This window comes from Pseudomonas sp. IT-93MI4, from assembly GCF_949767635.1.
GTDB classification, from domain to species: Bacteria; Pseudomonadota; Gammaproteobacteria; order Pseudomonadales; family Pseudomonadaceae; genus Aquipseudomonas; species Aquipseudomonas putida_A.
Genome location: NZ_CATKPP010000022.1, coordinates 15,627 through 36,635 on the forward strand (window position 1 = coordinate 15,627; position 21,009 = coordinate 36,635).

23 protein-coding genes are annotated in these 21,009 nt (G+C 60.5%); 15 read left to right on the forward strand and 8 right to left on the reverse strand.

Annotated elements, in window-relative coordinates; translation table 11 throughout:
* Window positions 1–80: 80 nt before the first annotated feature.
* Entirely contained in the window at window positions 81–998 is a 918-nt protein-coding gene (locus tag ACM6I7_RS11855; RefSeq protein WP_096797305.1) for a LysR family transcriptional regulator, read from the forward strand.
* On the opposite strand, the gene ACM6I7_RS11860 is transcribed toward ACM6I7_RS11855, so the two are convergent.
* Window positions 971–1,297: a DUF883 family protein gene (locus ACM6I7_RS11860; RefSeq protein ID WP_003220391.1), complete on the reverse strand. Its 327-nt coding sequence runs from the start codon at window positions 1,295–1,297 to the stop codon at window positions 971–973. The two genes, ACM6I7_RS11855 and ACM6I7_RS11860, sit on opposite strands and share 28 nt — an antisense overlap.
* Window positions 1,298–1,454: 157 nt before the next feature.
* On the opposite strand from ACM6I7_RS11860, the gene ACM6I7_RS11865 reads away from it, so the two are divergent.
* Both ACM6I7_RS11865 and ACM6I7_RS11870 read left to right on the forward strand, forming a co-directional pair.
* Window positions 1,455–1,670, forward strand: a complete 216-nt coding sequence (locus ACM6I7_RS11865) for a dodecin (RefSeq protein ID WP_027610201.1) — start codon at window positions 1,455–1,457, stop codon at window positions 1,668–1,670.
* Window positions 1,671–1,794: 124 nt separating this feature from the next.
* Entirely contained in the window at window positions 1,795–2,016 is a 222-nt protein-coding gene (locus ACM6I7_RS11870; RefSeq protein WP_027610202.1) for a DUF1161 domain-containing protein, read from the forward strand.
* 171 nt (window positions 2,017–2,187) lie between these two features.
* Here the strand turns inward: ACM6I7_RS11870 and ACM6I7_RS11875 are convergent, their stop codons facing one another.
* A complete protein-coding gene (locus ACM6I7_RS11875) occupies window positions 2,188–3,189 on the reverse strand; it encodes an LLM class flavin-dependent oxidoreductase (RefSeq protein ID WP_027610203.1) in 1,002 nt (333 codons plus the stop codon).
* Between the two features lie 241 nt (window positions 3,190–3,430).
* Between ACM6I7_RS11875 and ACM6I7_RS11880 the strand changes: the two genes are divergently transcribed.
* Window positions 3,431–3,862: an OsmC family protein gene (locus ACM6I7_RS11880; protein ID WP_115988513.1), complete on the forward strand. Its 432-nt coding sequence runs from the start codon at window positions 3,431–3,433 to the stop codon at window positions 3,860–3,862.
* A 214-nt stretch (window positions 3,863–4,076) separates the two neighbouring features.
* On the forward strand, window positions 4,077–4,316 hold the full coding sequence (locus ACM6I7_RS11885; RefSeq protein ID WP_027610205.1) for a DUF1161 domain-containing protein: 240 nt from the start codon (window positions 4,077–4,079) through the stop codon (window positions 4,314–4,316).
* An 8-nt stretch (window positions 4,317–4,324) separates the two neighbouring features.
* Here the strand turns inward: ACM6I7_RS11885 and ACM6I7_RS11890 are convergent, their stop codons facing one another.
* Window positions 4,325–4,744: a hypothetical protein gene (locus ACM6I7_RS11890; protein WP_414888637.1), complete on the reverse strand. Its 420-nt coding sequence runs from the start codon at window positions 4,742–4,744 to the stop codon at window positions 4,325–4,327.
* Between the two features lie 40 nt (window positions 4,745–4,784).
* Window positions 4,785–5,207, reverse strand: coding sequence for a hypothetical protein (locus tag ACM6I7_RS11895; RefSeq protein ID WP_414888638.1), 423 nt, complete (start codon window positions 5,205–5,207; stop codon window positions 4,785–4,787).
* A 58-nt stretch (window positions 5,208–5,265) separates the two neighbouring features.
* Between ACM6I7_RS11895 and ACM6I7_RS11900 the strand changes: the two genes are divergently transcribed.
* Window positions 5,266–6,342 carry an aminopeptidase gene (locus ACM6I7_RS11900; protein WP_049827794.1) on the forward strand — a complete coding sequence of 359 codons (1,077 nt, stop codon included), beginning with the start codon at window positions 5,266–5,268 and terminating at the stop codon, window positions 6,340–6,342.
* Between the two features lie 109 nt (window positions 6,343–6,451).
* Here ACM6I7_RS11900 and ACM6I7_RS11905 read toward each other — a convergent pair whose 3' ends face one another.
* Together ACM6I7_RS11905 and ACM6I7_RS11910 are read right to left on the reverse strand one after the other, a co-directional pair.
* Window positions 6,452–7,102, reverse strand: coding sequence for an HAD family hydrolase (locus ACM6I7_RS11905; protein WP_027610209.1), 651 nt, complete (start codon window positions 7,100–7,102; stop codon window positions 6,452–6,454).
* A 28-nt stretch (window positions 7,103–7,130) separates the two neighbouring features.
* Entirely contained in the window at window positions 7,131–7,676 is a 546-nt protein-coding gene (locus tag ACM6I7_RS11910) for a gamma carbonic anhydrase family protein (protein WP_003220373.1), read from the reverse strand.
* A 62-nt stretch (window positions 7,677–7,738) separates the two neighbouring features.
* On the opposite strand from ACM6I7_RS11910, the gene prlC reads away from it, so the two are divergent.
* Complete coding sequence (gene prlC, locus ACM6I7_RS11915; RefSeq protein WP_414888639.1) at window positions 7,739–9,817, forward strand: oligopeptidase A; 2,079 nt, start codon at window positions 7,739–7,741, stop codon at window positions 9,815–9,817.
* Window positions 9,814–10,098, forward strand: coding sequence for a YheV family putative zinc ribbon protein (locus tag ACM6I7_RS11920; RefSeq protein WP_007962808.1), 285 nt, complete (start codon window positions 9,814–9,816; stop codon window positions 10,096–10,098). The genes prlC and ACM6I7_RS11920 overlap by 4 nt, the downstream gene beginning before the upstream one ends.
* A 45-nt stretch (window positions 10,099–10,143) precedes the next feature.
* Here ACM6I7_RS11920 and ACM6I7_RS11925 read toward each other — a convergent pair whose 3' ends face one another.
* Window positions 10,144–10,788: a dual specificity protein phosphatase family protein gene (locus ACM6I7_RS11925; protein WP_096797308.1), complete on the reverse strand. Its 645-nt coding sequence runs from the start codon at window positions 10,786–10,788 to the stop codon at window positions 10,144–10,146.
* 312 nt (window positions 10,789–11,100) lie between these two features.
* On the opposite strand from ACM6I7_RS11925, the gene ACM6I7_RS11930 reads away from it, so the two are divergent.
* The 6 genes from ACM6I7_RS11930 (at window position 11,101) to ACM6I7_RS11955 (ending at window position 18,667) form a co-directional block, all read left to right on the forward strand.
* On the forward strand, window positions 11,101–11,847 hold the full coding sequence (locus ACM6I7_RS11930) for a gluconate 2-dehydrogenase subunit 3 family protein (RefSeq protein WP_414888640.1): 747 nt from the start codon (window positions 11,101–11,103) through the stop codon (window positions 11,845–11,847).
* 2 nt (window positions 11,848–11,849) lie between these two features.
* Window positions 11,850–13,634 (forward strand): GMC family oxidoreductase, encoded by a 1,785-nt coding sequence (locus tag ACM6I7_RS11935; RefSeq protein ID WP_096797309.1) that lies wholly within the window; start codon window positions 11,850–11,852, stop codon window positions 13,632–13,634.
* Window positions 13,635–13,646: 12 nt separating this feature from the next.
* On the forward strand, window positions 13,647–14,948 hold the full coding sequence (locus ACM6I7_RS11940) for a c-type cytochrome (protein ID WP_414888641.1): 1,302 nt from the start codon (window positions 13,647–13,649) through the stop codon (window positions 14,946–14,948).
* 74 nt (window positions 14,949–15,022) lie between these two features.
* Window positions 15,023–16,081 carry a PA0069 family radical SAM protein gene (locus ACM6I7_RS11945; protein WP_027610216.1) on the forward strand — a complete coding sequence of 353 codons (1,059 nt, stop codon included), beginning with the start codon at window positions 15,023–15,025 and terminating at the stop codon, window positions 16,079–16,081.
* Window positions 16,082–16,318: 237 nt separating this feature from the next.
* Window positions 16,319–17,050, forward strand: a complete 732-nt coding sequence (locus ACM6I7_RS11950) for a carbonic anhydrase (RefSeq protein WP_150369908.1) — start codon at window positions 16,319–16,321, stop codon at window positions 17,048–17,050.
* A 90-nt stretch (window positions 17,051–17,140) separates the two neighbouring features.
* On the forward strand, window positions 17,141–18,667 hold the full coding sequence (locus tag ACM6I7_RS11955; RefSeq protein WP_414888642.1) for a SulP family inorganic anion transporter: 1,527 nt from the start codon (window positions 17,141–17,143) through the stop codon (window positions 18,665–18,667).
* 137 nt (window positions 18,668–18,804) lie between these two features.
* On the opposite strand, the gene ACM6I7_RS11960 is transcribed toward ACM6I7_RS11955, so the two are convergent.
* Window positions 18,805–19,437 (reverse strand): hypothetical protein, encoded by a 633-nt coding sequence (locus ACM6I7_RS11960; protein WP_027610219.1) that lies wholly within the window; start codon window positions 19,435–19,437, stop codon window positions 18,805–18,807.
* Window positions 19,438–19,807: 370 nt separating this feature from the next.
* Between ACM6I7_RS11960 and coxB the strand changes: the two genes are divergently transcribed.
* A complete protein-coding gene (coxB, locus tag ACM6I7_RS11965) occupies window positions 19,808–20,935 on the forward strand; it encodes a cytochrome c oxidase subunit II (RefSeq protein ID WP_027610220.1) in 1,128 nt (375 codons plus the stop codon).
* The last annotated feature ends 74 nt before the right edge of the window (window positions 20,936–21,009 follow it).

A 21,009-nucleotide genomic window follows, 5' to 3' on the forward strand; every position in this document is an offset into this window, starting at 1 on the left:
TGGCGTCCACTCTACCCCTGACCTTCCAGGCTGAAAACCGATAAGATCGCCACAACCTGTCAGGAAAACTCACAGATACCATGAGCCACGACCTTCCCCCGTTGAACGCCTTGCGCGCGTTCGAAGCCACAGCCCGGCTGAACAGCGTCAGCCAGGCGGCCGAACAGCTGCACGTCACTCATGGTGCAGTCAGCCGTCAGCTCAAAGTGCTCGAAGAGCATCTGGGCGTGAGCCTGTTCGTCAAGGATGGTCGCGGCTTGAAACTCACAGATGCCGGTGTTCGTTTGCGAGATGCCAGCGGTGAGGCCTTTGATCGGTTGCGCAGTGTGTGTGCCGAGCTGACGCAAAACACCGCTGATGCGCCGTTCGTGCTCGGCTGCTCCGGCAGTCTGTTGGCGCGCTGGTTCATCCCACGCCTGGGGCGGCTCAACGCCGATCTGCCGGACTTGCGTCTGCACTTGTCAGCCGGTGAAGGTGATCTCGACCCGCGGCGCCCTGGACTCGATGCGTTGCTGTTGTTCGCCGAGCCGCCATGGCCGGCAGACATGCAGGTCTACGAACTGGCCGCAGAACGCATCGGCCCGGTGATGAGCCCGCTGTTCAGTGGCTACCAACGCCTGCAAGCGGCGCCGGCGTCAGCCTTGCTCAGCGAGCCGCTGCTGCACACCACATCGCGCCCGCAAGCCTGGCCGAGTTGGGCACAGCAAAATCACCTCGACGCCAAGGCGTTGAAGTTGGGGCAAGGTTTTGAGCATTTGTATTATCTGCTGGAAGCCGCAGTGGCCGGACTCGGCGTGGCAATCGCGCCAGAGCCGCTGGTGGCCGAAGACTTGAAGGCCGGTCGCCTGGTTGCGCCGTGGGGCTTTTGCGAAACCCCGGCGCAACTGGCGTTGTGGCTACCCAAGCGCGCCGCAGATGGACGCGCCCGGCAACTGGCGCAGTGGCTCAAGAACGAGCTGCGCCAGACGGATCACTCGCCGCGCTTGAACAGCAAATAAGCAGCCAGCAGACCAATTGCACCGACCGCCACACCGGCGGTGGTCCAAGGGTGTTCCTGAGCGTAATCGCGGGTGGCGATGCCGGTCTCGCGGGTTTTCACTTTAACTTCTTCATAGGCATCGCTGAGCAGGCTGCGCGAATGTTTCAGCGCGCTTTCGGCGTTGCTTTTGAGCGCCTTCAGGGTCTTGCGCGACTCGTCGGATGCGTCGTCCTTCAGGCTTTCCAACGATTTGAGCAGACTCTCGATCTCGGCTTCCATGCTTTGCAACGAGGCTTTACGTAAAGAGGTGTTGGCCATGGTGGCTCTCCTGCATTGGTGATGAGTGGCGTGTGTTGGTTGGGACTTCAGCGGTTTGAGAAAGTGCAGAAAATCTGAACTTCGCTTGCATTGAGCCGCCGAAATCAACAGTGCAGATTCACTGCTAGTCTCAAATCCACACATCCAGGAGATCGCCATGAGTGACCATCACACGTACAAGAAAGTCGAGCTGGTCGGCTCGTCCACCAGCAGCATCGAAGACGCCATCAACAATGCGCTGGCTGAAGCGAACAAGAGCATCAAACATCTGGAATGGTTTGAAGTGGTCGAGACCCGTGGCCACATCAAGGACGGCAAGGCTGCGCATTTCCAGGTAACCCTCAAAGTCGGCTTCCGCATTGCCAGCAGCTGAGTTTGGGCTACGCTTCTGAACTTGCGCGCTGGCCGAGTGCCATAGGAATGGCAAAGCGCTACAAGGTGAGTGCATCGGGAGACCTGATGCCCGCCTCTTTTAATCCGACCAGGGAGTGCGACCGATGAAGAAGTTCATATTGGCAGTAGGTTTGTTGAGCCTTGCGGGTGGCGCGTTTGCTGCTGGCAAGCCTTGTGAAGAGCTGAAAGGCGAGATTGCAGCGAAGCTGGATGCCAAGGGCGTTGCAGGGTATTCGCTGGAGGTTGTCGACAAGGGAGCCAATGGCGGAAAAGTTGTGGGCACCTGTGAAGGCGGCACCAAGGAAATCGTCTACAAACGCGGGTGATCGCGATTGAAATGCAAAAGCCGACGCGAAGGCGTCGGCTTTTTTGTGGGCCACTGGTTCCCAATGTGGGAGCGGGCTTGCTCGCGAAAGCGTTATGTCAGCCGACATCCAGGGTGTCTGACACTCCGTCTTCGCGAGCAAGCCCGCTCCCACAGAAGCCGTATTCCAGAGTCAGCCCTTCATGACTTGGGCCAGCAACTCATAGGAATGCAGGCGATCGGCATGCTCATACAGATCGCAGGTGAAGATCAGCTCATCGGCCTGGGTCTGCTCGACCAGCACCTCCAGCTTCGCGCGGATCTTCTGCGGGCTGCCGACCATCGCCAGACCGAGGAAATCCCCCACCGCCTCGCGCTCATGGGGCAGCCACAGGCCGTCCATGGTTTTCACCGGCGGACGCTGCACCAGACTCTGCCCACGCATCAGCGCGAGAATTCGCTGGTACACCGAGGTCGCCAGGTAGTCGGCCTGCTCATCGGTATCGGCCGCCACCAACGGCACCCCGAGCATCACGTACGGTTTATCGAGCACTGCCGACGGCTTAAAGTGGTTGCGGTAGACGCGAATCGCCTCGTGCATGAAGCGCGGGGCGAAGTGCGAGGCGAAGGCGTAGGGCAACCCGCGCTCACCGGCCAGCTGCGCGCTGAACAGGCTGGAACCGAGCAACCAGATCGGCACGTTGGTGCCGGTGCCGGGCATGGCGATCACCCGTTGATCCGGGGTGCGCGGGCCGAGGAAGCGCGCCAGCTCGGCAACGTCTTCCGGGAAGTCATCGGCACTGCCGGAGCGTTCGCGGCGCAGGGCGCGGGCGGTCATCTGGTCGGAGCCGGGCGCGCGGCCCAAACCCAGATCGATGCGTCCCGGGTACAGGCTTTCGAGAGTGCCGAACTGTTCGGCGATCACCAGCGGCGCGTGGTTGGGCAGCATCACCCCGCCGGAGCCGACGCGAATCGTCGAGGTACCGCCGGCCAGGTATCCCAGCAACACCGAGGTGGCAGAACTGGCGATGCCGTCCATGTTGTGGTGTTCGGCCACCCAGAAGCGGGTATAGCCGAGTTTCTCGACATGCTGTGCCAGATCCAGCGAGTTGCGCAGCGATTGCGCCGGGCTACCGTTCTCGCGCACCGGCACCAGATCGAGGGTGGAAAACTTTACGTCGGACAGTTGCTTCATAAACCTGCGTCTCCGAATGAGGAGGCAGGTTTTTCTTGCGAACGAAAACCTGCCCAATCCATAAGCGTGTTTTATGCAATGAGGGCATATACCCGAGTTTCAATAGCCGCGATGAAATTTCCTACTAAAAAAGTCAAGGATTCAGCCGGGCTGAACTTTGTCCCGACGTCTATCCTCAGAAGCCTTGCAAGCAAAAACCACGACGGCGCGGCGTTCCGCGCCAGATCTTGAGGAGGCAGACATGGCTATCGTGAAGAAAGCATCCGCACATTGGGCAGGCGATCTGAAAACCGGCATCGGCTCGATCTCCACTGAAACCGGTGTCCTCAGAGAAGCCCCCTACGGCTTCAAGGCCCGCTTCGAGGGCGGCCAGGGCACCAACCCGGAAGAACTGATCGGCGCCGCGCATGCCGGCTGTTTTTCCATGGCGTTTTCGATGATTCTCGGTGATGCGGGCCTGAAGGCCGAGAGCATCGACACCCAGGCTGAAGTCACCTTGGATCAGGTCGAGGGTGGCTTTGCCATCACCGCGATCAAGCTGATCCTCAAGGCGAAGATCCCGGGCGCTACTCAGGCGCAGTTCGAGGAACTGAGCAACAAGGCCAAGGAAGGGTGCCCGGTGTCCAAGGTACTGAATGCGAAGATTACCCTTGAGGCTTCGCTGGTTAGCTGAATCGGCGCTGACTGACCCACTCGCGAGCAGGCTCGCTCCCACATTGGAATGCACTTCAAATGTGGGAGCGAGCCTGCTCGCGAATGTAATCCACAAATCAGCGCAGTTATTGAAGATGTGAGCGAAGTCAGAACCTGCCCCGCAAAAATATGGTCGAATAAGTGACAGCAGCTTCAGCGCACGCCCGTGCGCGCTGCATCAGGGAGCTTCATCTATGAAACGTATTGGCTTGGCGATTCTTTGCAGTGCACTGGCCACAACGGTTCTCGCCGCACCGAAAGACTGCGAAGAATTGAAGAAAGAGATCGAAGTAAAGATCCAGGCGAATGCAGTGCCGTCTTACACACTGGAAATTGTCAGCAAGGAAGAGGCCGACAAGCACGACGTGGCGATGGTTGTCGGCACCTGCGAAAACGGCACAAAAGCGATCGTCTACCAGAAAAACGACATCTGACAGTCCGCTCAAGGCAAGCAGTTGATCTGGCGTTCTTCGGCAACTCTCTGCCCTTGGCGATTGATCAACCGAGCACTCGGCGTGAACGCCAGCGACCGGGCTTCAAGTCGGTAACGTTGCCCGGCTTCGAAATGATCGTAGCGCACGGTCATGTAACACAGGCGTTCCTGCGGGTCGGTGTCCAAGCCCTGGCTGCCACCGAAGATCTCGAAATCGAAGCGCACCGTCAGCTCATGACTGCCCGGCGCGACCTGGAAAAAGCGCCCGTCCCGCAGGCGCACGTTGTCCAGCCGTTCAGCCATCAGCACCTTACCGCCGGGTGTCGGCATCGAAAAGTCGACCCAGGCCTTGCCGGGATCGGCTGCCGGCATCGGGCTCTGGCAGCCAGCAAGCAGACTTGCAGCGAGCAACAACGTCAACCTGTGCATGATCAATGTCCCGTGATTTGGACATCCAGCATAATCCCGATCAGGTTTTCTGGCAGCCTGCGAGTGTGCCCTGCCCTACGACTTTGCGCTGTTCATCATAAAGCCTGGCCCATGGCCGAAAACCGATACTGCCGGCTTGCAACTGATAGCGCTGACCGGCGTTGAAGTCCTTGAATGTCAGCTTCAACTGACAATCGCGCCACAGCGGTTCGGCGTCGGGGCCGATGTTGGTGGCTTCGACCGGAAACTGATAACGCACCTTCAACTCATGGCTGCCGGGCTGCACTTCGAAATAACGTTTGTCGACAGTTGCCTTGTCATCGACTTTCAGCGCTTGCAACGCCGTGTCCTGTTGCCGGGCATCGAGATCAATCCAGGCTTGCGAGGGGTCAGGATCGGGCATTCCGAATCCGGCACAACCGGCCAGCGTCAGCAGGCCTCCTGTCAGCAACAACATGCGCATAGCGAAGCTCCAAATGGCGGGATAGTCTTGCGGGCAGACTTTCCAAAGGATTTTTATTTTGAGCAGGCCGCTTCCAAGCCATGGGTTACTTGATCGCGTTTTTCGGATTTTGTTTCCGGGGGTGATGTTTTTGTTGCTCAACGGTTGTTCCAGCGTCAGCTATTACAGCCAGTTGGCCAGCGGTCAGTTGCAGTTGTTGCGCGCGCGTGAGCCGGTGGCCAAGGTGATTGCCGACCCAAGCCGCGATGCAACCCTGCGCACGCACCTGACCCAGTCGCAAAAGGCCCGGGACTTCGCCAGCGAACAGCTGCACCTGCCGGACAACCAGAGCTATCGGCTGTACGCCGACATCGGCCGGCCGTATGTGGTGTGGAACGTGTTCGCCACCCCGGAGTTTTCCCTGACCCCGCAGAACCATTGCTTCCCGATCGCCGGTTGCGTGGCCTATCGCGGCTACTACAGCCAGAGCGCTGCCCGGGGCGAAGCGGCAATTCAGCGCCTGCAAGGCATGGACGTGGCGATTGGCGGTGTTGAGGCCTATTCAACCCTCGGCTGGTTCAATGACCCGATCCTCAATTCGATGATGGGCTGGGGCGATGAGCGTCTGGCCACGTTGATCTTTCATGAACTGGCGCATCAGCGTTTCTATGTGAAAGACGACACCGAGTTCAATGAGTCGTTTGCCACGTTTGTCGAGCAGGAAGGCACCCGCCAGTGGCGGGCGTTTCGTGGCCTGCCGCCGGACACCGATGCCAGGCTCAAGCAGCGCGATCAGTTCATCGAACTGGTGCTCGAAACGCGGTCGCGGCTTGAAGCGCTTTACGCCCAGCCGCTGTCGGCCGAGCAGATGCGCGAGCGTAAAGCAGCGCAATTCGAGCGGTTTCGGCGCGATTACCGGGTGACGCGCGACAGCCAGTGGGCCGGGGACAAGCGCTATGACGCGTGGGTGAATATGCCGCTGAACAATGCGCGGTTGTTGCCGTTTGGCCTGTATGACCAGTGGGTGCCGGCGTTTGCGGCACTGTTCAGGCAGGTTGGGGGGGATTGGGTGCGGTTTTATGTTGAGGTTGAGAAGCTGGGCGGGCTACCTGTCGCGGAGCGTAAGGCGGCACTAAGAGCGCTGGCAGAATCCTGATTTCGCATTGGCTGAACTGGCCTCTTCGCGAGCAGGCTCGCTCCCACATTGAAGCGGGGTGCAACAAAAATCCCCCGTGGGAGCGAGCCTGCTCGCGAAAGCAATTTCATCAGCGCCGCAAAAATGCCTGATGCAACTCAGCCAAAGTCTCAAAGTGATAAGCCGGCGCTTCGGCACTCAACTCTTCAAAACTGCCAAACCCATAGCCCACTGCCGCCGCGTCCACGCCGTTGCTGCGCGCGCCGATCAGATCATGCTTGCGGTCGCCGATCATCAGCGTATTGGCCGGATCCAGCCCTTCTTCGGCGATCAGGTGCGCAATCAGCTCGACCTTGTTGGTCCGCGTGCCATCCAGCTCACTGCCGTAGATCACCTTGAAGTGTTTGGCGAAGTCGAAGTGCCGGGCGATTTCCCGGGCGAACTCCCAAGGTTTGGAGGTCGCGATGTACAGCTGTCGCCCTTGCCCGCTCAGGGTCTCGAGCAACGGTGTGACGCCATCGAACACACGGTTTTCGTAAAGGCCGGTGACCTTGAAGCGCTCACGATAGAAATTCACCGCCTCCCAGGCCTTGGCCTCGTCGAAGCCATAAAACTGCATGTACGCCTGCAACAGCGGCGGGCCGATGAAGTGTTCGAGTTTGCTCAGGTCCGGCTCGTCGATGCCGAGTTTGCTCAAAGCGAACTGGATGGAACGGGTGATGCCCTCACGCGGGTCAGTCAGGGTGCCATCGAGGTCGAACAGTACGGTCTGGTAATGCATGAGAAATCCTGAGCAGGTGTAAGTCGTTTCAGAGCTGGTCGTAGCCTTCGGCCAGATGCAGGTCCTTGAGCTTCACGTAGTTCGCCGCGCTGTAGGTGAAGAAGGCTTGTTCCTTGTCGGTCAGCGGGCGGATCTGCTTCACCGGGCTGCCCACGTAGAGGAAGCCACTTTCCAGGCGCTTGCCCGGCGGCACCAGGCTGCCGGCGCCGATGATCACATCGTCCTCGACCACCGCGCCGTCCATGACGATGCTGCCCATGCCGATCAACACGCGACTGCCAACGCTGCAGCCATGCAGCATGACCTTGTGGGCGATGGTCACGTCATCGCCGATCAGCAGCGGGAAACCATCGGGGTTGAACGGGCCGGCGTGGGTGATGTGCAGCACGCAGCCGTCCTGCACGCTGGTGCGCGCGCCGATACGGATGCGGTGCATGTCGCCACGGATCACGGTCAGCGGCCACACGGAGCTGTCTTCGCCGATTTCGACGTCGCCGATCACCACCGCGGAGGCGTCGACAAACGCGCCCTTGCCGAGTTGCGGGGTGTGATTCTGGTACTTGCGAACGGGCACGATAAGTTCTCTCTCTGTCGCCGATAGCTGCGGTGAGTGTCGATTGTAATTAAGATGGGCGCATGTTTCTTCCAGCCAAGGTGCCAACCGTGAGCGTGAACAACCCTCTTCTGCAGTCCTACGACCTGCCGCCGTTCTCCACGATCCGTGCCGAACACGTGCTGCCAGCCATCGAAACGATCCTGGCCGACAACCGCGCCGCCATCGCCGAAATCCTCAAGACCCAGGTTCAAAACCCGACCTGGGCCGGCCTGGTGCTGGCGATGGACGAACTCAACGATCGCCTCGGTGCTGCCTGGAGCCCGGTCAGCCACCTCAACGCCGTGTGCAACAGCGCCGAACTGCGCGAAGCCTACGAGTCGTGCCTGCCGGCCCTGAGCGCCTACTCCACCGAGATGGGCCAGAACCGCGAGCTGTTCCAGGCCTATGAAGCGCTGGCCAACAGCCCGGAAGCCGCCGGTTTCGACGTGGCGCAAAAAACCATTCTGGAACACGCCCTGCGCGATTTCCGTCTGTCGGGTATCGACCTGCCGGAAGCCGAACAGAAGCGCTACGCCGAAGTGCAGAGCAAACTGTCCGAGCTGGGCAGCCGCTTCTCCAACCAGTTGCTCGACGCCACGCAAGCCTGGACCAAGCACATCACCGACGAAGCCGCCCTCGCCGGCCTGACCGATTCGGCCAAAGCGCAAATGGCCGCCGCCGCCCAGGCCAAAGGCCTTGATGGCTGGCTGATCACCCTGGAATTCCCGAGCTACTACGCGGTGATGACCTACGCCCAGGACCGCAAGCTGCGCGAAGAAGTCTACGCCGCCTACTGCACCCGTGCGTCGGATCAAGGTCCGAACGCCGGGCAGAACGACAACGGCCCGGTCATGGAAGAGATCCTCGACCTGCGTCAGGAACTGGCCAAGCTGTTGGGCTTCGCCAGTTTCGCCGAGCTGAGCCTGGCCACGAAAATGGCCGAGTCCAGCGATCAGGTGCTGAGCTTCCTGCGCGACCTGGCCAAACGCAGCAAGCCGTTCGCTGCGCAGGATCTGCAGCAGCTGCGCGCTTACGCCGCCGAACAGGGCTGCGCCGATCTGCAAAGCTGGGACAGTGGTTTCTACGGGGAAAAACTGCGCGAGCAACGCTACAGCGTCGCTCAGGAAACCCTGCGCGCCTACTTCCCGATCGATAAAGTCCTCGGCGGTCTGTTCGCTATCGTTCAGCGTCTGTACGGCATCGAAATCGCCGAACTGAAAGGCTTCGACACCTGGCACCCGGACGTGCGTCTGTTCGAGATCAAGGAAAACGGCCAGCACGTCGGGCGCTTCTTCTTCGACCTCTACGCCCGCGCCAACAAGCGTGGCGGTGCGTGGATGGACGGCGCCCGCGACCGTCGTCGCACAATCGATGGCGTGCTGCAAAGCCCGGTCGCCAACCTGGTGTGCAACTTCATCCCGGCCGACAGCGGCAAGCCTGCGCTGCTGACCCACGATGAAGTGACCACCCTGTTCCACGAATTCGGTCACGGCCTGCATCACCTGCTGACCCGCGTTGATCACGCCGGTGTTTCCGGGATCAACGGCGTGGCGTGGGATGCGGTCGAGCTGCCAAGCCAGTTCATGGAAAACTGGTGCTGGGAGCCGGAAGGCCTGGCGCTGATTTCCGGTCACTACGAAACCGGCGAGCCGCTGCCGCAAGACCTGTTGGAGAAAATGCTCGCAGCGAAGAACTTCCAGTCCGGCCTGATGATGGTGCGGCAGCTGGAATTCTCGCTGTTCGACTTCGAACTGCACGCCACCCATGGTGACGGCCGCAGCGTGGCGCAAGTGCTGGAAGGCGTGCGCGACGAGGTGTCGGTGATGCGTCCACCGGCGTACAACCGCTTCCCCAACAGCTTCGCGCACATCTTCGCCGGCGGTTACGCGGCGGGCTATTACAGCTACAAGTGGGCGGAAGTGCTGTCGGCGGATGCCTTCTCCAAATTCGAAGAGGATGGCGTGCTCAACGCCGAAACCGGTCGCGCCTTCCGCGAAGCGATTCTCGCGCGTGGCGGTTCGCAGGCCCCGATGGTGCTGTTCGTCGACTTCCGTGGCCGTGAGCCATCGATTGACGCACTCTTGCGCCATAGCGGCCTGAGTGAGGACGCAGCAGCATGAGTGAGGCACCTGTGATTACCAAGAAGCGCTTTATCGCCGGGGCTGTCTGCCCGGCGTGCAGCGAGCCGGACAAACTGATGATGTGGAACGAGGACAGCGTGCCGCACCGTGAGTGTGTGGCCTGCGGTTACTCGGATACATTGAACGAGCAAGGGCTGTCGGTTCCGAAGGAACTGGGCACGCGGGTCAATACCAGCGCGCTCAAGCCGGCGCCGGACAAGACCGTCCAGGCCGTGCAGTTCTTTCCGAATCCGAAGCTGAAGAAAAAGTCCGAAGACTGAGCCGGCGCATGACCCTCCACGGTGCAATGCCGTGGAGGGTGCGGCTTACTTGAGGTTGACCGACTGGAACCAGCTCTTCATCGAGCAGGTGGCAAAGGCACTGGTGCTGCAGTCGCCGTTGGCCAGCGCGGTGCGCAGCTTGTCGACATCGGCCTGCATCACGTAGCGCACGCCATCCTTGAAATGGCCGCTTTCACCAAAACCGCCCTGCGTCATTTCATTCAGCGCGTCTTCCTTGCTCCAGCCCTGCACCACGATCCGGTACATCGCCGCCATCAGGCCGGTGCGGTCGGAGCCATGTTTGCAATGCATCAGCACCGGGCCATTGGCTTCGGCAGCCTGAATCGCGCGCAGCGTCTTGAGCACATCGGCGTCATCGACATGGTTGGTGCGATAAGGCAGTTGCACTTGATTGATGCCCGGCTCAGACAGCCAGCTGCTGTCAGCTTCCGGCAGGAAGTTGATCACCGTCGCCACTTTCAGGTTCTTCAGCAACGGCACTGCGCCGCCATCCGGCAAGGCGCTGCGGTAGAGGGTTGGCGACATCTGGAACAGGTTGTACTGCACTTCAACCGGTTGCGCCCATTCAGGGGGACGCGATGTTGCAGCGGCGTCAGCCTGGGCCGGCATCAAGTGCAACAAGGCAACAAGCGACAAACACAAAGCAAGGAAAAGGCGCACTCGAGACATGCTGGGCTGACCGTATCGGAATTCATCAATGAAAGGCCTCGCAGCTTCCACGTCTGACGGTCAAAGCCCTGTGAGGCACTTGTCAAAGAATCGTGAATCCGTGCGATTTCATTGAGCACTCAGGTAAAAAAACCGCAGCTTTTTCCGCTGAATCGGTTCAACCCGATGCATAGCCTGCTACCATTTGTCACACGATGTTGCAGGCGTCCCCCCTTTTCCCGGTCAACCACCGGGCCACGCCGCGACGAAAAAATGCTCACGCCGTTCGCAGAAACGGCGGACAACCATCAATGCCTGATGAGGTGCACCCCCATGTCTGACGCAGATCGAGACAACCCGCGGCGTGAGTTCTTGCGCAAATCCCTGACCCTGATTCCCGTGGTCACCCTCGCCGGTAGCGGTCTGGGCAGCAGCGTGTTGCAAGCGGCGCCTGAAGCGGCCCCGTCGACGCCCGCAGCAACACCGGCCAAAGCTGACGCCAGCGCTTATCAGCCGAGCTATTTCACCGCCGAGGAATGGGCCTTCATCAACGCCGCCGTGGCGCACCTGATCCCCAACGACGAGCAAGGCCCGGGTGCCGTGGAAGCCGGCGTGCCGGAATACATCGACCGCCAGATGAACACCCCGTACGCCGCCGGTGCCCTTTGGTACATGCAAGGCCCGTTCAACGCCGACGCTGCGCCGGAGATGGGCTGGCAGAGCAAACTGGTGCCAAAAGAGATCTATCGCTTGGGCATCGCTGCCACGGATCAGTGGGCAAAATCCCTCAACGGTAAAACATTTGCTGAGCAAGACAGCGCTACCCGAGAAGATTTGCTCAAGCAGCTCGAAGCCGGCAAACCGCAGTTCGATGCGGTTCCAGCGAAGATTTTCTTCAGCCTGCTGCTGCAAAACACCAAGGAAGGGTTCTTCTGCGACCCGATCCACGGTGGCAATAAAGGCATGGTCGGCTGGACCATGATCGGCTTTCCCGGCGCCCGCGCCGATTTCATGGATTGGGTGGAACGCAACGAGCAATACCCCTTCCCGGCAGTTTCGATTCGCGGCGAGAGGGCTTGAGCATGGCAACCGTAATGAAGAAGGTCGACGCAGTGATCGTCGGTTTCGGCTGGACTGGCGCGATCATGGCCAAGGAGCTGACCGAAGCCGGGCTCAACGTGCTGGCGCTGGAGCGCGGGCCGATGCAGGACACCTACCCCGACGGCAACTATCCACAGGTGATCGACGAACTCACCTACAGCGTGCGGAAAAAACTCTTTCAGGACATCTCGAAAGAAACCGTCACCATCCGCCACAGCGTCAACGACATCGCCCTGCCGAATCGCCAGTTGGGTGCGTTCCTGCCGGGCAATGGCGTCGGCGGCGCCGGTCTGCACTGGTCGGGCGTGCACTTTCGCGTCGATCCGATCGAGCTACGCATGCGCAGCCACTACGAAGAGCGTTACGGCAAAAGTTTTATCCCCAAGGACATGACCATCCAGGACTTCGGCGTCAGCTATGAAGAGCTGGAGCCGTTCTTCGATTTCGCCGAAAAGGTCTTCGGCACCTCCGGCCAGGCCTGGACCGTGAAGGGCCAACTGGTCGGTCAGGGCAAGGGCGGTAACCCTTACGCACCGGATCGCTCCAATCCGTTCCCGCTGCAAGCGCAGAAGAACACCGTTTCCGCACAACTGTTCGGCAAAGCGGCGACAGAAGTTGGTTACAAACCCTACAACCTGCCGTCGGCAAATACTTCAGGCCCGTACACCAATCCCTACGGCGCGCAGATGGGCCCGTGCAACTTCTGCGGGTTCTGCAGCGGTTACGTTTGCTACATGTACTCCAAGGCCTCGCCGAACGTAAACATTCTGCCGGCGCTCAAGCCCCTGCCGAATTTCGAGCTGCGGCCCAACTCGCATGTGCTGCGGGTCAACCTCGACAGCACCAAGTCCAAGGCCACCGGCGTGACTTACATCGACGGCCAGGGCCGCGAGATCGAGCAACCGGCGGATCTGGTGATCCTCGGCGCCTTCCAGCTGCACAACGTGCGCCTGATGCTGCTCTCGGGCATCGGCAAGCCGTACGACCCGATCAGCGGCGAAGGCGTGGTCGGGCGTAACTTCGCCTACCAGAACATGGCGACCATCAAGGCGTTCTTCGACAAGGACACCCACACCAACAACTTCATCGGTGCCGGCGGCAACGGTGTGGCGCTGGATGATTTCAACGCCGACAACTTCGACCACGGCCCGCATGGCTTCGTCGGCGGCTCGCCAATGTGGGTCAACCAGGCGGGCAGCCGCCCGATTGCCGGCACCTCAAACCCACCCGGCACTCCGGCCTGGGGCAGCCAGTGGAAACGCGCGACCGCCGATTACTACACCCACCAGGTGTCGATGGATGCCCACGGCGCGCATCAGTCCTACCGTGGCAACTACCTCGATCTGGATCCGGTGTACCGCGATGCCTACGGCTTGCCGCTGCTGCGCATGACCTTCGACTGGCAGGAAAACGACATCAAAATGAACCGCTTCATGGTCGAGAAAATGGGCAAGGTCGCTCAAGCCATGGGCCCGAAAGCCATCGCGGTGATCGGCAAGCAGGTCGGTGATCATTTCAACACTGCGGCCTACCAGACCACCCACCTCAACGGTGGCGCAATCATGGGCACCGATCCGAAGAAGAGCGCCCTGAACCGTTACCTGCAGAGCTGGGACGTGCACAACGTGTTCGTGCCAGGTGCGTCGGCGTTTCCGCAAGGCTTGGGTTACAACCCGACCGGGCTGGTGGCGGCGTTGACCTACTGGTCGGCCAAGGCGATTCGTGAGCAATACCTGAAAAACCCCGGCCCGCTGGTTCAGGCATAAGGAGCGATGACCATGAAAAATCTCGTTATCGCCACCCTGGCCCTGCTCGGCAGCACGGCTGTACACGCCGCCGACGTTGATCAGGCGTTGATCAAACAAGGCGAATACCTCGCCCGCGCCGGTGACTGCGTGGCCTGCCACACCGCCAAGGGCGGCAAGCCGTTCGCCGGCGGCCTGCCGATGGAAACGCCGATCGGCACGATCTACTCGACCAACATCACCCCGGACAAAACCGGTGTCGGCGATTACAGCTTTGAGGACTTCGACAAAGCCGTGCGCCATGGCGTGGCGAAAAACGGCAGTACCTTGTACCCGGCAATGCCGTATCCGTCCTACGCCCGTGTCAGCGAAACCGACATGCAGGCGCTGTACGCCTACTTCATGCACGGTGTCGAACCGGTGGCGCAGGAGAACAAGGCCAGCGACATTCCATGGCCGCTGAGCATGCGCTGGCCGCTGATGGGCTGGCGCTGGCTGTTTGCGCCGAAAGTCGAGGACTACAAGACCACCTCGGATGATCCGGTGATCGATCGCGGCGCCTATCTGGTCGAAGGCCTCGGCCATTGCGGCGCCTGCCATACGCCACGGGCGCTGACCATGCAGGAAAAATCCCTGAGCGCGGCGGACGGCAACAACTTCCTCGCCGGCAGTGCGCCGCTGGAAGGCTGGATCGCCAAAAGTCTGCGCGGTGATCACAAGGATGGCCTGGGCAGCTGGAGCGAAGAGCAGCTGGTGCAGTTCCTCAAGACCGGCCGCAGCGACCGCAGTGCAGTGTTCGGCGGCATGAGCGATGTGGTCACCCACAGCATGCAATACATGACCGATGCCGACCTGACCGCGATCGCCCGCTACCTCAAGTCGCTGCCGGCAGTTGATCCAAACGATCAGCCGCATCAGTACGATGAGAAAGCGGCCAAAGCCCTGTGGAACGGCGACGACAGTCAGCGCGGCGCAGCGGTGTACATCGACAACTGCGCGGCCTGCCACCGTACCGACGGCCATGGCTACACCCGGGTGTTCCCAGCGCTGGCGGGCAATCCGGTGCTGCAATCGGAAGACCCGACCTCGCTGATCCACATCGTGCTCAAGGGCGGTACCTTGCCGGCGACGCACACGGCACCCTCGACCTTCACCATGCCGGGTTTCGCCTGGCGGTTGTCGGATCAGGAAGTGGCGGATGTGGTGAGTTTCATCCGTGGCAGCTGGGGCAACAAAGGTGCGCCGGTGAAAGCCGCTGACGTCGCCGAGTTGCGTAAGGAGGATATGAAGCACACCTCCGGCGATGACCTCGGTCAGGTCACGCAACACAACTGACCAGTCGCCCGACGGCACTAGCCAGATGAGCAACGCCCAGATACTGTATATGCACACAGTATCTGGGCGTTTTCATGTCTACTCCATTGCCACCGCGCGGCCGCGGCACCGCGACCAACCCGCACAACCGCTTTGCGCCGAACCGTTCGGTGGCCGAGGACGACGGCTGGTATCAGGAAGTGCCCGAAACGCAGAACACCGAGGTGATGATCGAGACCGCGAAAACCATCATCACCCGCAACACCTCGCCAGACCTGCCCTTCGATCGCTCAATCAACCCCTATCGCGGCTGCGAGCACGGTTGCATCTATTGCTACGCGCGACCCAGCCACGCCTATTGGGACATGTCGCCGGGGCTGGATTTCGAAACTCGGCTGATCGCCAAGACCAACGCCGCCCAGGTGCTTGAGGAACAGTTGAGCAAACGCGGTTACCAATGCGCGCCGATCAATCTTGGCTCCAACACCGATCCGTATCAGCCCATCGAGCGCGAGCACAGGATCACCCGGCAGACCCTTGAAGTGCTGCTGCGCTACCGGCACCCGGTGACCATTGTCACCAAAGGTTCGCTAATTCTGCGCGACCTCGACCTGCTCACCGAGCTGGCGCAGCAACGGCTTGTGGCGGTCATGATCAGCCTGACCACGCTGGACGATGAACTCAAACGCATCCTCGAACCCCGTGCCGCTGCACCGAAAGCACGGCTGCGGGCGATCCGGGTGATGCGCGAAGCAGGCATTCCGGTGGGGGTGCTGTGTTCGCCGATGATCCCGATGATCAACGACAGCGAAATCGAAAGCCTGCTGACCGAGGCGCATGCCGCCGGTGCACAAAGTGCCGCCTATATGATGCTGCGCCTGCCGCTGGAAGTGGCGCCGTTGTTCGAGGAGTGGTTACAGGCGCACTATCCGCAGCGTGCGGCCCATGTCCTGAGCCTGATCCGCCAGAGCCGAGGCGGTGAGCTCTACGACAGCCGGTTCGGTGCGCGGATGCGCGGCGAGGGGCCGTTCGCCGACCTGCTCGCGCAACGTTTCGCCAAAGCCATTAAACGTCTCGGTTTAAACCACCGTGAGGGCTATAACCTGGACTGCACGGCCTTCTGTCCGCCGGGTCGCCAGATGTCGTTGATTTAGCGACAATTGCCTATGGTTGCCGGGTTGGAGTCCTTCCGTCGAAATACCTCAGTCACGTTTTTTGTGACCTGGAACACACGTTCTAGAGCGCTTGATTCAGTTTGAGTTAAGTTTCGGCGGCTACCTTGTTCATCGAGTGACTGACGGGTCGGGATGGCCCGGATGTTTTAAACAGCCACTGGCTTCATACCGGAATACACGGGAACGACTCCCCGAATCCGCCAAAGAGGATGAATCATGAGTGACAAGGATAAACAGCCGTTGGCTGCGTCGGCGCAAGCCGTCTCTGGGGCGGAATCCGCCGATGCAGCGCTGCGTACGATCGTTGACGGCTTTTTGCATTTTCATCATGAGGTCTTCCCGCAGCAGGAAGAACTCTTCAAGAAACTCGCCACGGCGCAATCGCCACGGGCAATGTTCATCACCTGCGCCGACTCGCGCATCGTGCCCGAGCTGATCACCCAGAGTTCGCCAGGCGATCTGTTCGTGACCCGTAACGTCGGCAACGTCGTGCCGCCTTACGGCCAGATGAACGGTGGCGTTTCCACTGCCATCGAATACGCGGTACTGGCGCTGGGCGTGCAACACATCATCATCTGCGGCCACTCCGATTGCGGTGCCATGCGCGCAGTGCTCAACCCGGACAGCCTGGAAAAAATGCCGACGGTCAAAGCCTGGTTGCGCCACGCCGAAGTGGCAAAAACCATGGTGCACGAAAACTGTAATTGCACCGACGAAAAAGAAAGCATGCCGATCCTCACCGAGGAGAACGTCATCGCCCAACTGCAGCACTTGCGTACCCATCCTTCGGTAGCCTCACGCATGGCGAACGGTCAACTGTTCATCCATGGCTGGGTCTACAACATCGAAACCAGCGAAATCAAGGCTTACGACGCGGATCAGGGACGCTTCCTGCCGCTCGACGGCAGCCATCCGATTCCGGTGGCGACGCCCAAAGCGCGCTTCTAAATCCTCCTAAAAATCTGTGTGGTTTGATGCCGGCCGCTGTTTCAGCGGTTCGGCGAAGCCATGCCTGAAGAAAACTTCGGGAGAGTCATCATGCGTGCTGCTCAATTGAAAGCGGTGTTGCCACGGGAGCTGCTGGCTTCGGTGGTGGTGTTTCTGGTCGCGCTGCCGTTGTGCATGGGCATTGCGATCGCTTCCGGGTTGCCGCCGGCCAAAGGTCTGATCACCGGGATCATCGGCGGTCTGGTGGTGGGTTGGCTGGCAGGCTCGCCGTTGCAGGTCAGCGGGCCGGCGGCCGGTCTGGCGGTGTTGGTGTTCGAGCTGGTGCGCCAGCACGGGATCGAGATGCTCGGGCCGATTCTGTTGCTTGCGGGTTTCCTGCAACTGGTGGCCGGGCGCCTGAAGCTCGGGTGCTGGTTTCGGGTCACGGCGCCAGCGGTGGTCTACGGCATGCTCGCCGGGATCGGCGTGCTGATCGTGCTCTCGCAAGTGCATGTGATGCTCGATGCCAAGCCACAACCGTCCGGGCTGGATAACCTCACGGCCTTCCCCGGCGCAGTGGCGCAAGCCTTGCCGTCGTTCGGCTGGCAGGCCGGCTTGCTCGGCCTGGCGACCATTGCGGTGATGTGGCTGTGGGAGAAATTTCGCCCGCATTCGCTGCGCTTCATTCCCGGTGCGCTGCTCGGCGTCGGTCTGGCTACGGGCGCAAGCCTGCTGTTGGCGTTGCAGGTTAAACGGGTCGAGGTGCCGGAGAATCTGGCCGAAGCCATTGACTGGCTGAAGCCGGCGGACTTGCTCAGCCTCGCTGATCCAACCCTGCTGATTGCGGCATTTGCCGTGGCGTTCATCGCCAGCGCCGAAACGCTGCTGTCCGCCGCAGCGGTGGATCGCATGCACAACGGCGTGCGCTCGGACTTCGACCGTGAGCTGTCGGCGCAAGGTGTCGGCAACATGCTCTGCGGTCTGCTCGGGGCGCTGCCGATGACCGGGGTGATCGTGCGCAGCTCGGCCAACGTCCAGGCCGGTGCAACCACCCGTTGCTCGACGATCTTCCATGGTCTGTGGCTGCTGGCGTTCGTGCTGTTGCTGTCGAGCGTGCTGCAAAGCATTCCGGTGGCGAGTCTGGCAGGCGTGTTGGTGTACACCGGGTTCAAACTGGTGGATCTCAAAGCGTTTCGCGGTCTGAGCCGTTACGGGCGGATGCCGATGTTCACCTACGCCGCCACGGCGCTGGCGATCATCTTCACCGACCTGCTGACCGGTGTGTTGATCGGTTTCGGCCTGACGATGTTGAAACTGGCGTTCAAGGCATCGCGCCTGAAGATCAGCCTGATCGACCTGCCGCAGGACGGCGAGATGGAGTTGCGTCTGATCGGTGCGGCGACATTCCTCAAAGTGCCGGCGTTGACGCAAGTGCTGGGCAGTATTCCGCAAGGCACGACGGTGCATGTGCCGCTCAATAACCTGAGCTACATAGACCATTCGTGTCTGGAGTTGCTGGAGGAATGGGGCCGGGCGAATGCGGCGAAGGGCTCGAAGCTGCTGATCGAGTCGCGTGGGTTGAAGCGACGGTTGGAGGGGCGGGTACGGACCAATACCGGGATCGGTGCGGCCGGCTAAAAAACCCGTTGTGCATACAAACCCTGTGGGAGCGAGCCTGCTCGCGAAAGCGATGTATCAGCCAACAGAAGATGTTGAATGATCGACCGCATTCGCGAGCAGGCTCGCTCCCACATTGGATCTATGGCGTATGAGGATTACGCGGCAGGCTGGTCCAGCTCCAGTCCCACACCCAGGCGACGGCCCATGCATGGCCAGCGCTTCCACGCGGCACCGGTATCCGGGCTGCTCAGTTTGTCGCGGTAGGCCTCTACCGATTCCAGGGCAAAACTCTCGTCGTCGAGCATCTCGTCGATAGTGTGATGCACCACTTCGTCCAGTTGATTGGCAAATTCCTCACCGAGCAATTGGTGAGCAATCAGGTTGGCGACCGTCATGTCCAAGGGGATCAGTGGCTGGCCGAGGTGTTTGATGTACAGGTCGTTGACCTCTTCGACAAAGCGGTGCGCCAGATAGGCTTCGTCCAGCAGGCTGTCCAGACCGACCGGCGGCTGGAGGAAGTACTGCTCGGCGATTTTCAGCACCGGCTTGATCTGCGACTCGATTCCCGCTTCCCTGGCAACTTCATTGGCTGCGTCCAGCATGTCTGGTACTTCATCGATATAGGCGGTGACAAAACTCGTCAACGCGTCTTCGCGGTTAGCGTCCGGCAACTGAATGGCCGAATGCAGATGAGGCAACTTGGCTTCCAGCTGACGCTTGAGCCGTCCGGTTTCGTTTTCGGTCTGTCGGGCTTTTTGGATCTGCTCGCGCAATGCGGCGGTGTTCATGAAAACTCCAGGGAACAAGGCAATGAAATAGGGAAGACATAACTTAGCTGGCTTACGAAAAATGCTAAGACGCATTTGTCATAATTATTTCATCCTTGATGCAGCAGCGTTATATCGGTTCGCCACCACTCGTCTGCATCCTTCTCCATTCGTACCCTTGAGCGCAAGCCCCGGCTGTTTCAGATCATTTACGCGTCGACATTGCAATTCCCGATGGCTGTCTATACTCGCCATTGAATGGAGTTAGCTGATGACGCCCGACTGCCCACGCAGCAAGGCCCGGCGATTCAAGTTCGTAGTCTGATGCAGCCGCTCCCTTGCCGAAGGCGTTGCGCCTACGGGATAACAAGAACGATAAGGGGAACCCGCAATGATGCGACATCCACACGTCTGGATGGGCCTCCTGTTGTGGTCGATTTTCAGCCCGGCTCAAGCGGCCTGGACTGTGAATATGGCGCCTGGAGCGACTGAAATCAGTCACGCAGTATTCGACCTGCACATGACCATTTTCTGGATCTGTGTGGTGATCGGGATCATCGTCTTCGGCGCCATGTTCTGGTCGATGATCGTGCATCGCCGCTCGACCGGGCAGGTCGCCGCAAAATTCCACGAAAGTACCACCGTCGAGATTCTCTGGACGGTCGTGCCGCTGCTGATCCTGGTGGCGATGGCGGTTCCGGCGACCGCCACCCTGATCCGCATGTACGACACCAGTGAGCCGGATATCGATATCCAGATCACCGGCTATCAGTGGAAGTGGCACTACAAATACCTGGGTCAGGATGTCGAGTTCTTCAGCAACCTGGCCACCCCCGCCGAACAGATCCACAACAAGGAAGCCAAGGGCGAGCACTACCTGCTCGAAGTCGACAAGCCGCTGGTGCTGCCGGTCGGCGCCAAGGTGCGCTTCCTCGTGACCTCCGCCGACGTTATCCACTCCTGGTGGGTGCCGGCCTTCGCGGTCAAGCGCGATGCGATCCCCGGGTTCGTCAACGAAGCCTGGACGCGCATCGACAAGCCCGGCCTCTACCGTGGCCAGTGCGCCGAGTTGTGCGGCAAGGATCACGGCTTCATGCCGATCGTGGTCGACGTCAAAGAGAAGGCCGACTACGACAAGTGGCTTGCCGACCGCAAAGCCGAAGCCGCGCAGCTCAAGGAGCTGACCAGCAAGGAATGGACCCTCGACGAACTCAAGGAACGCGGCGACAAGATTTATCACACCACTTGCGTGGCCTGTCACCAGGCCGAAGGCCAGGGCCTGCCGCCGATGTTCCCGGCGCTCAAGGGCTCTCCGATTGCCACCGGGCCGAAAGCCGACCACCTGCACCGCGTGTACTTCGGCAAACCCGGCACCGCCATGGCAGCGTTCGGCAAGCAGTTGTCGGAAGTCGATATCGCAGCGGTGGTGACCTACGAACGTAACGCCTGGGGCAACAACAAGGGCGACATGGTCACGCCAAAAGAAGTGCTTGAGCTCAAACAGGCGGAAAGCAAATGAGCCGGTGTATCGCGTACTTCGTGAACCGGCCGGGGCAGCGCGCCCCGGCCAGCCCCGTCCACTCACGTAAAGGA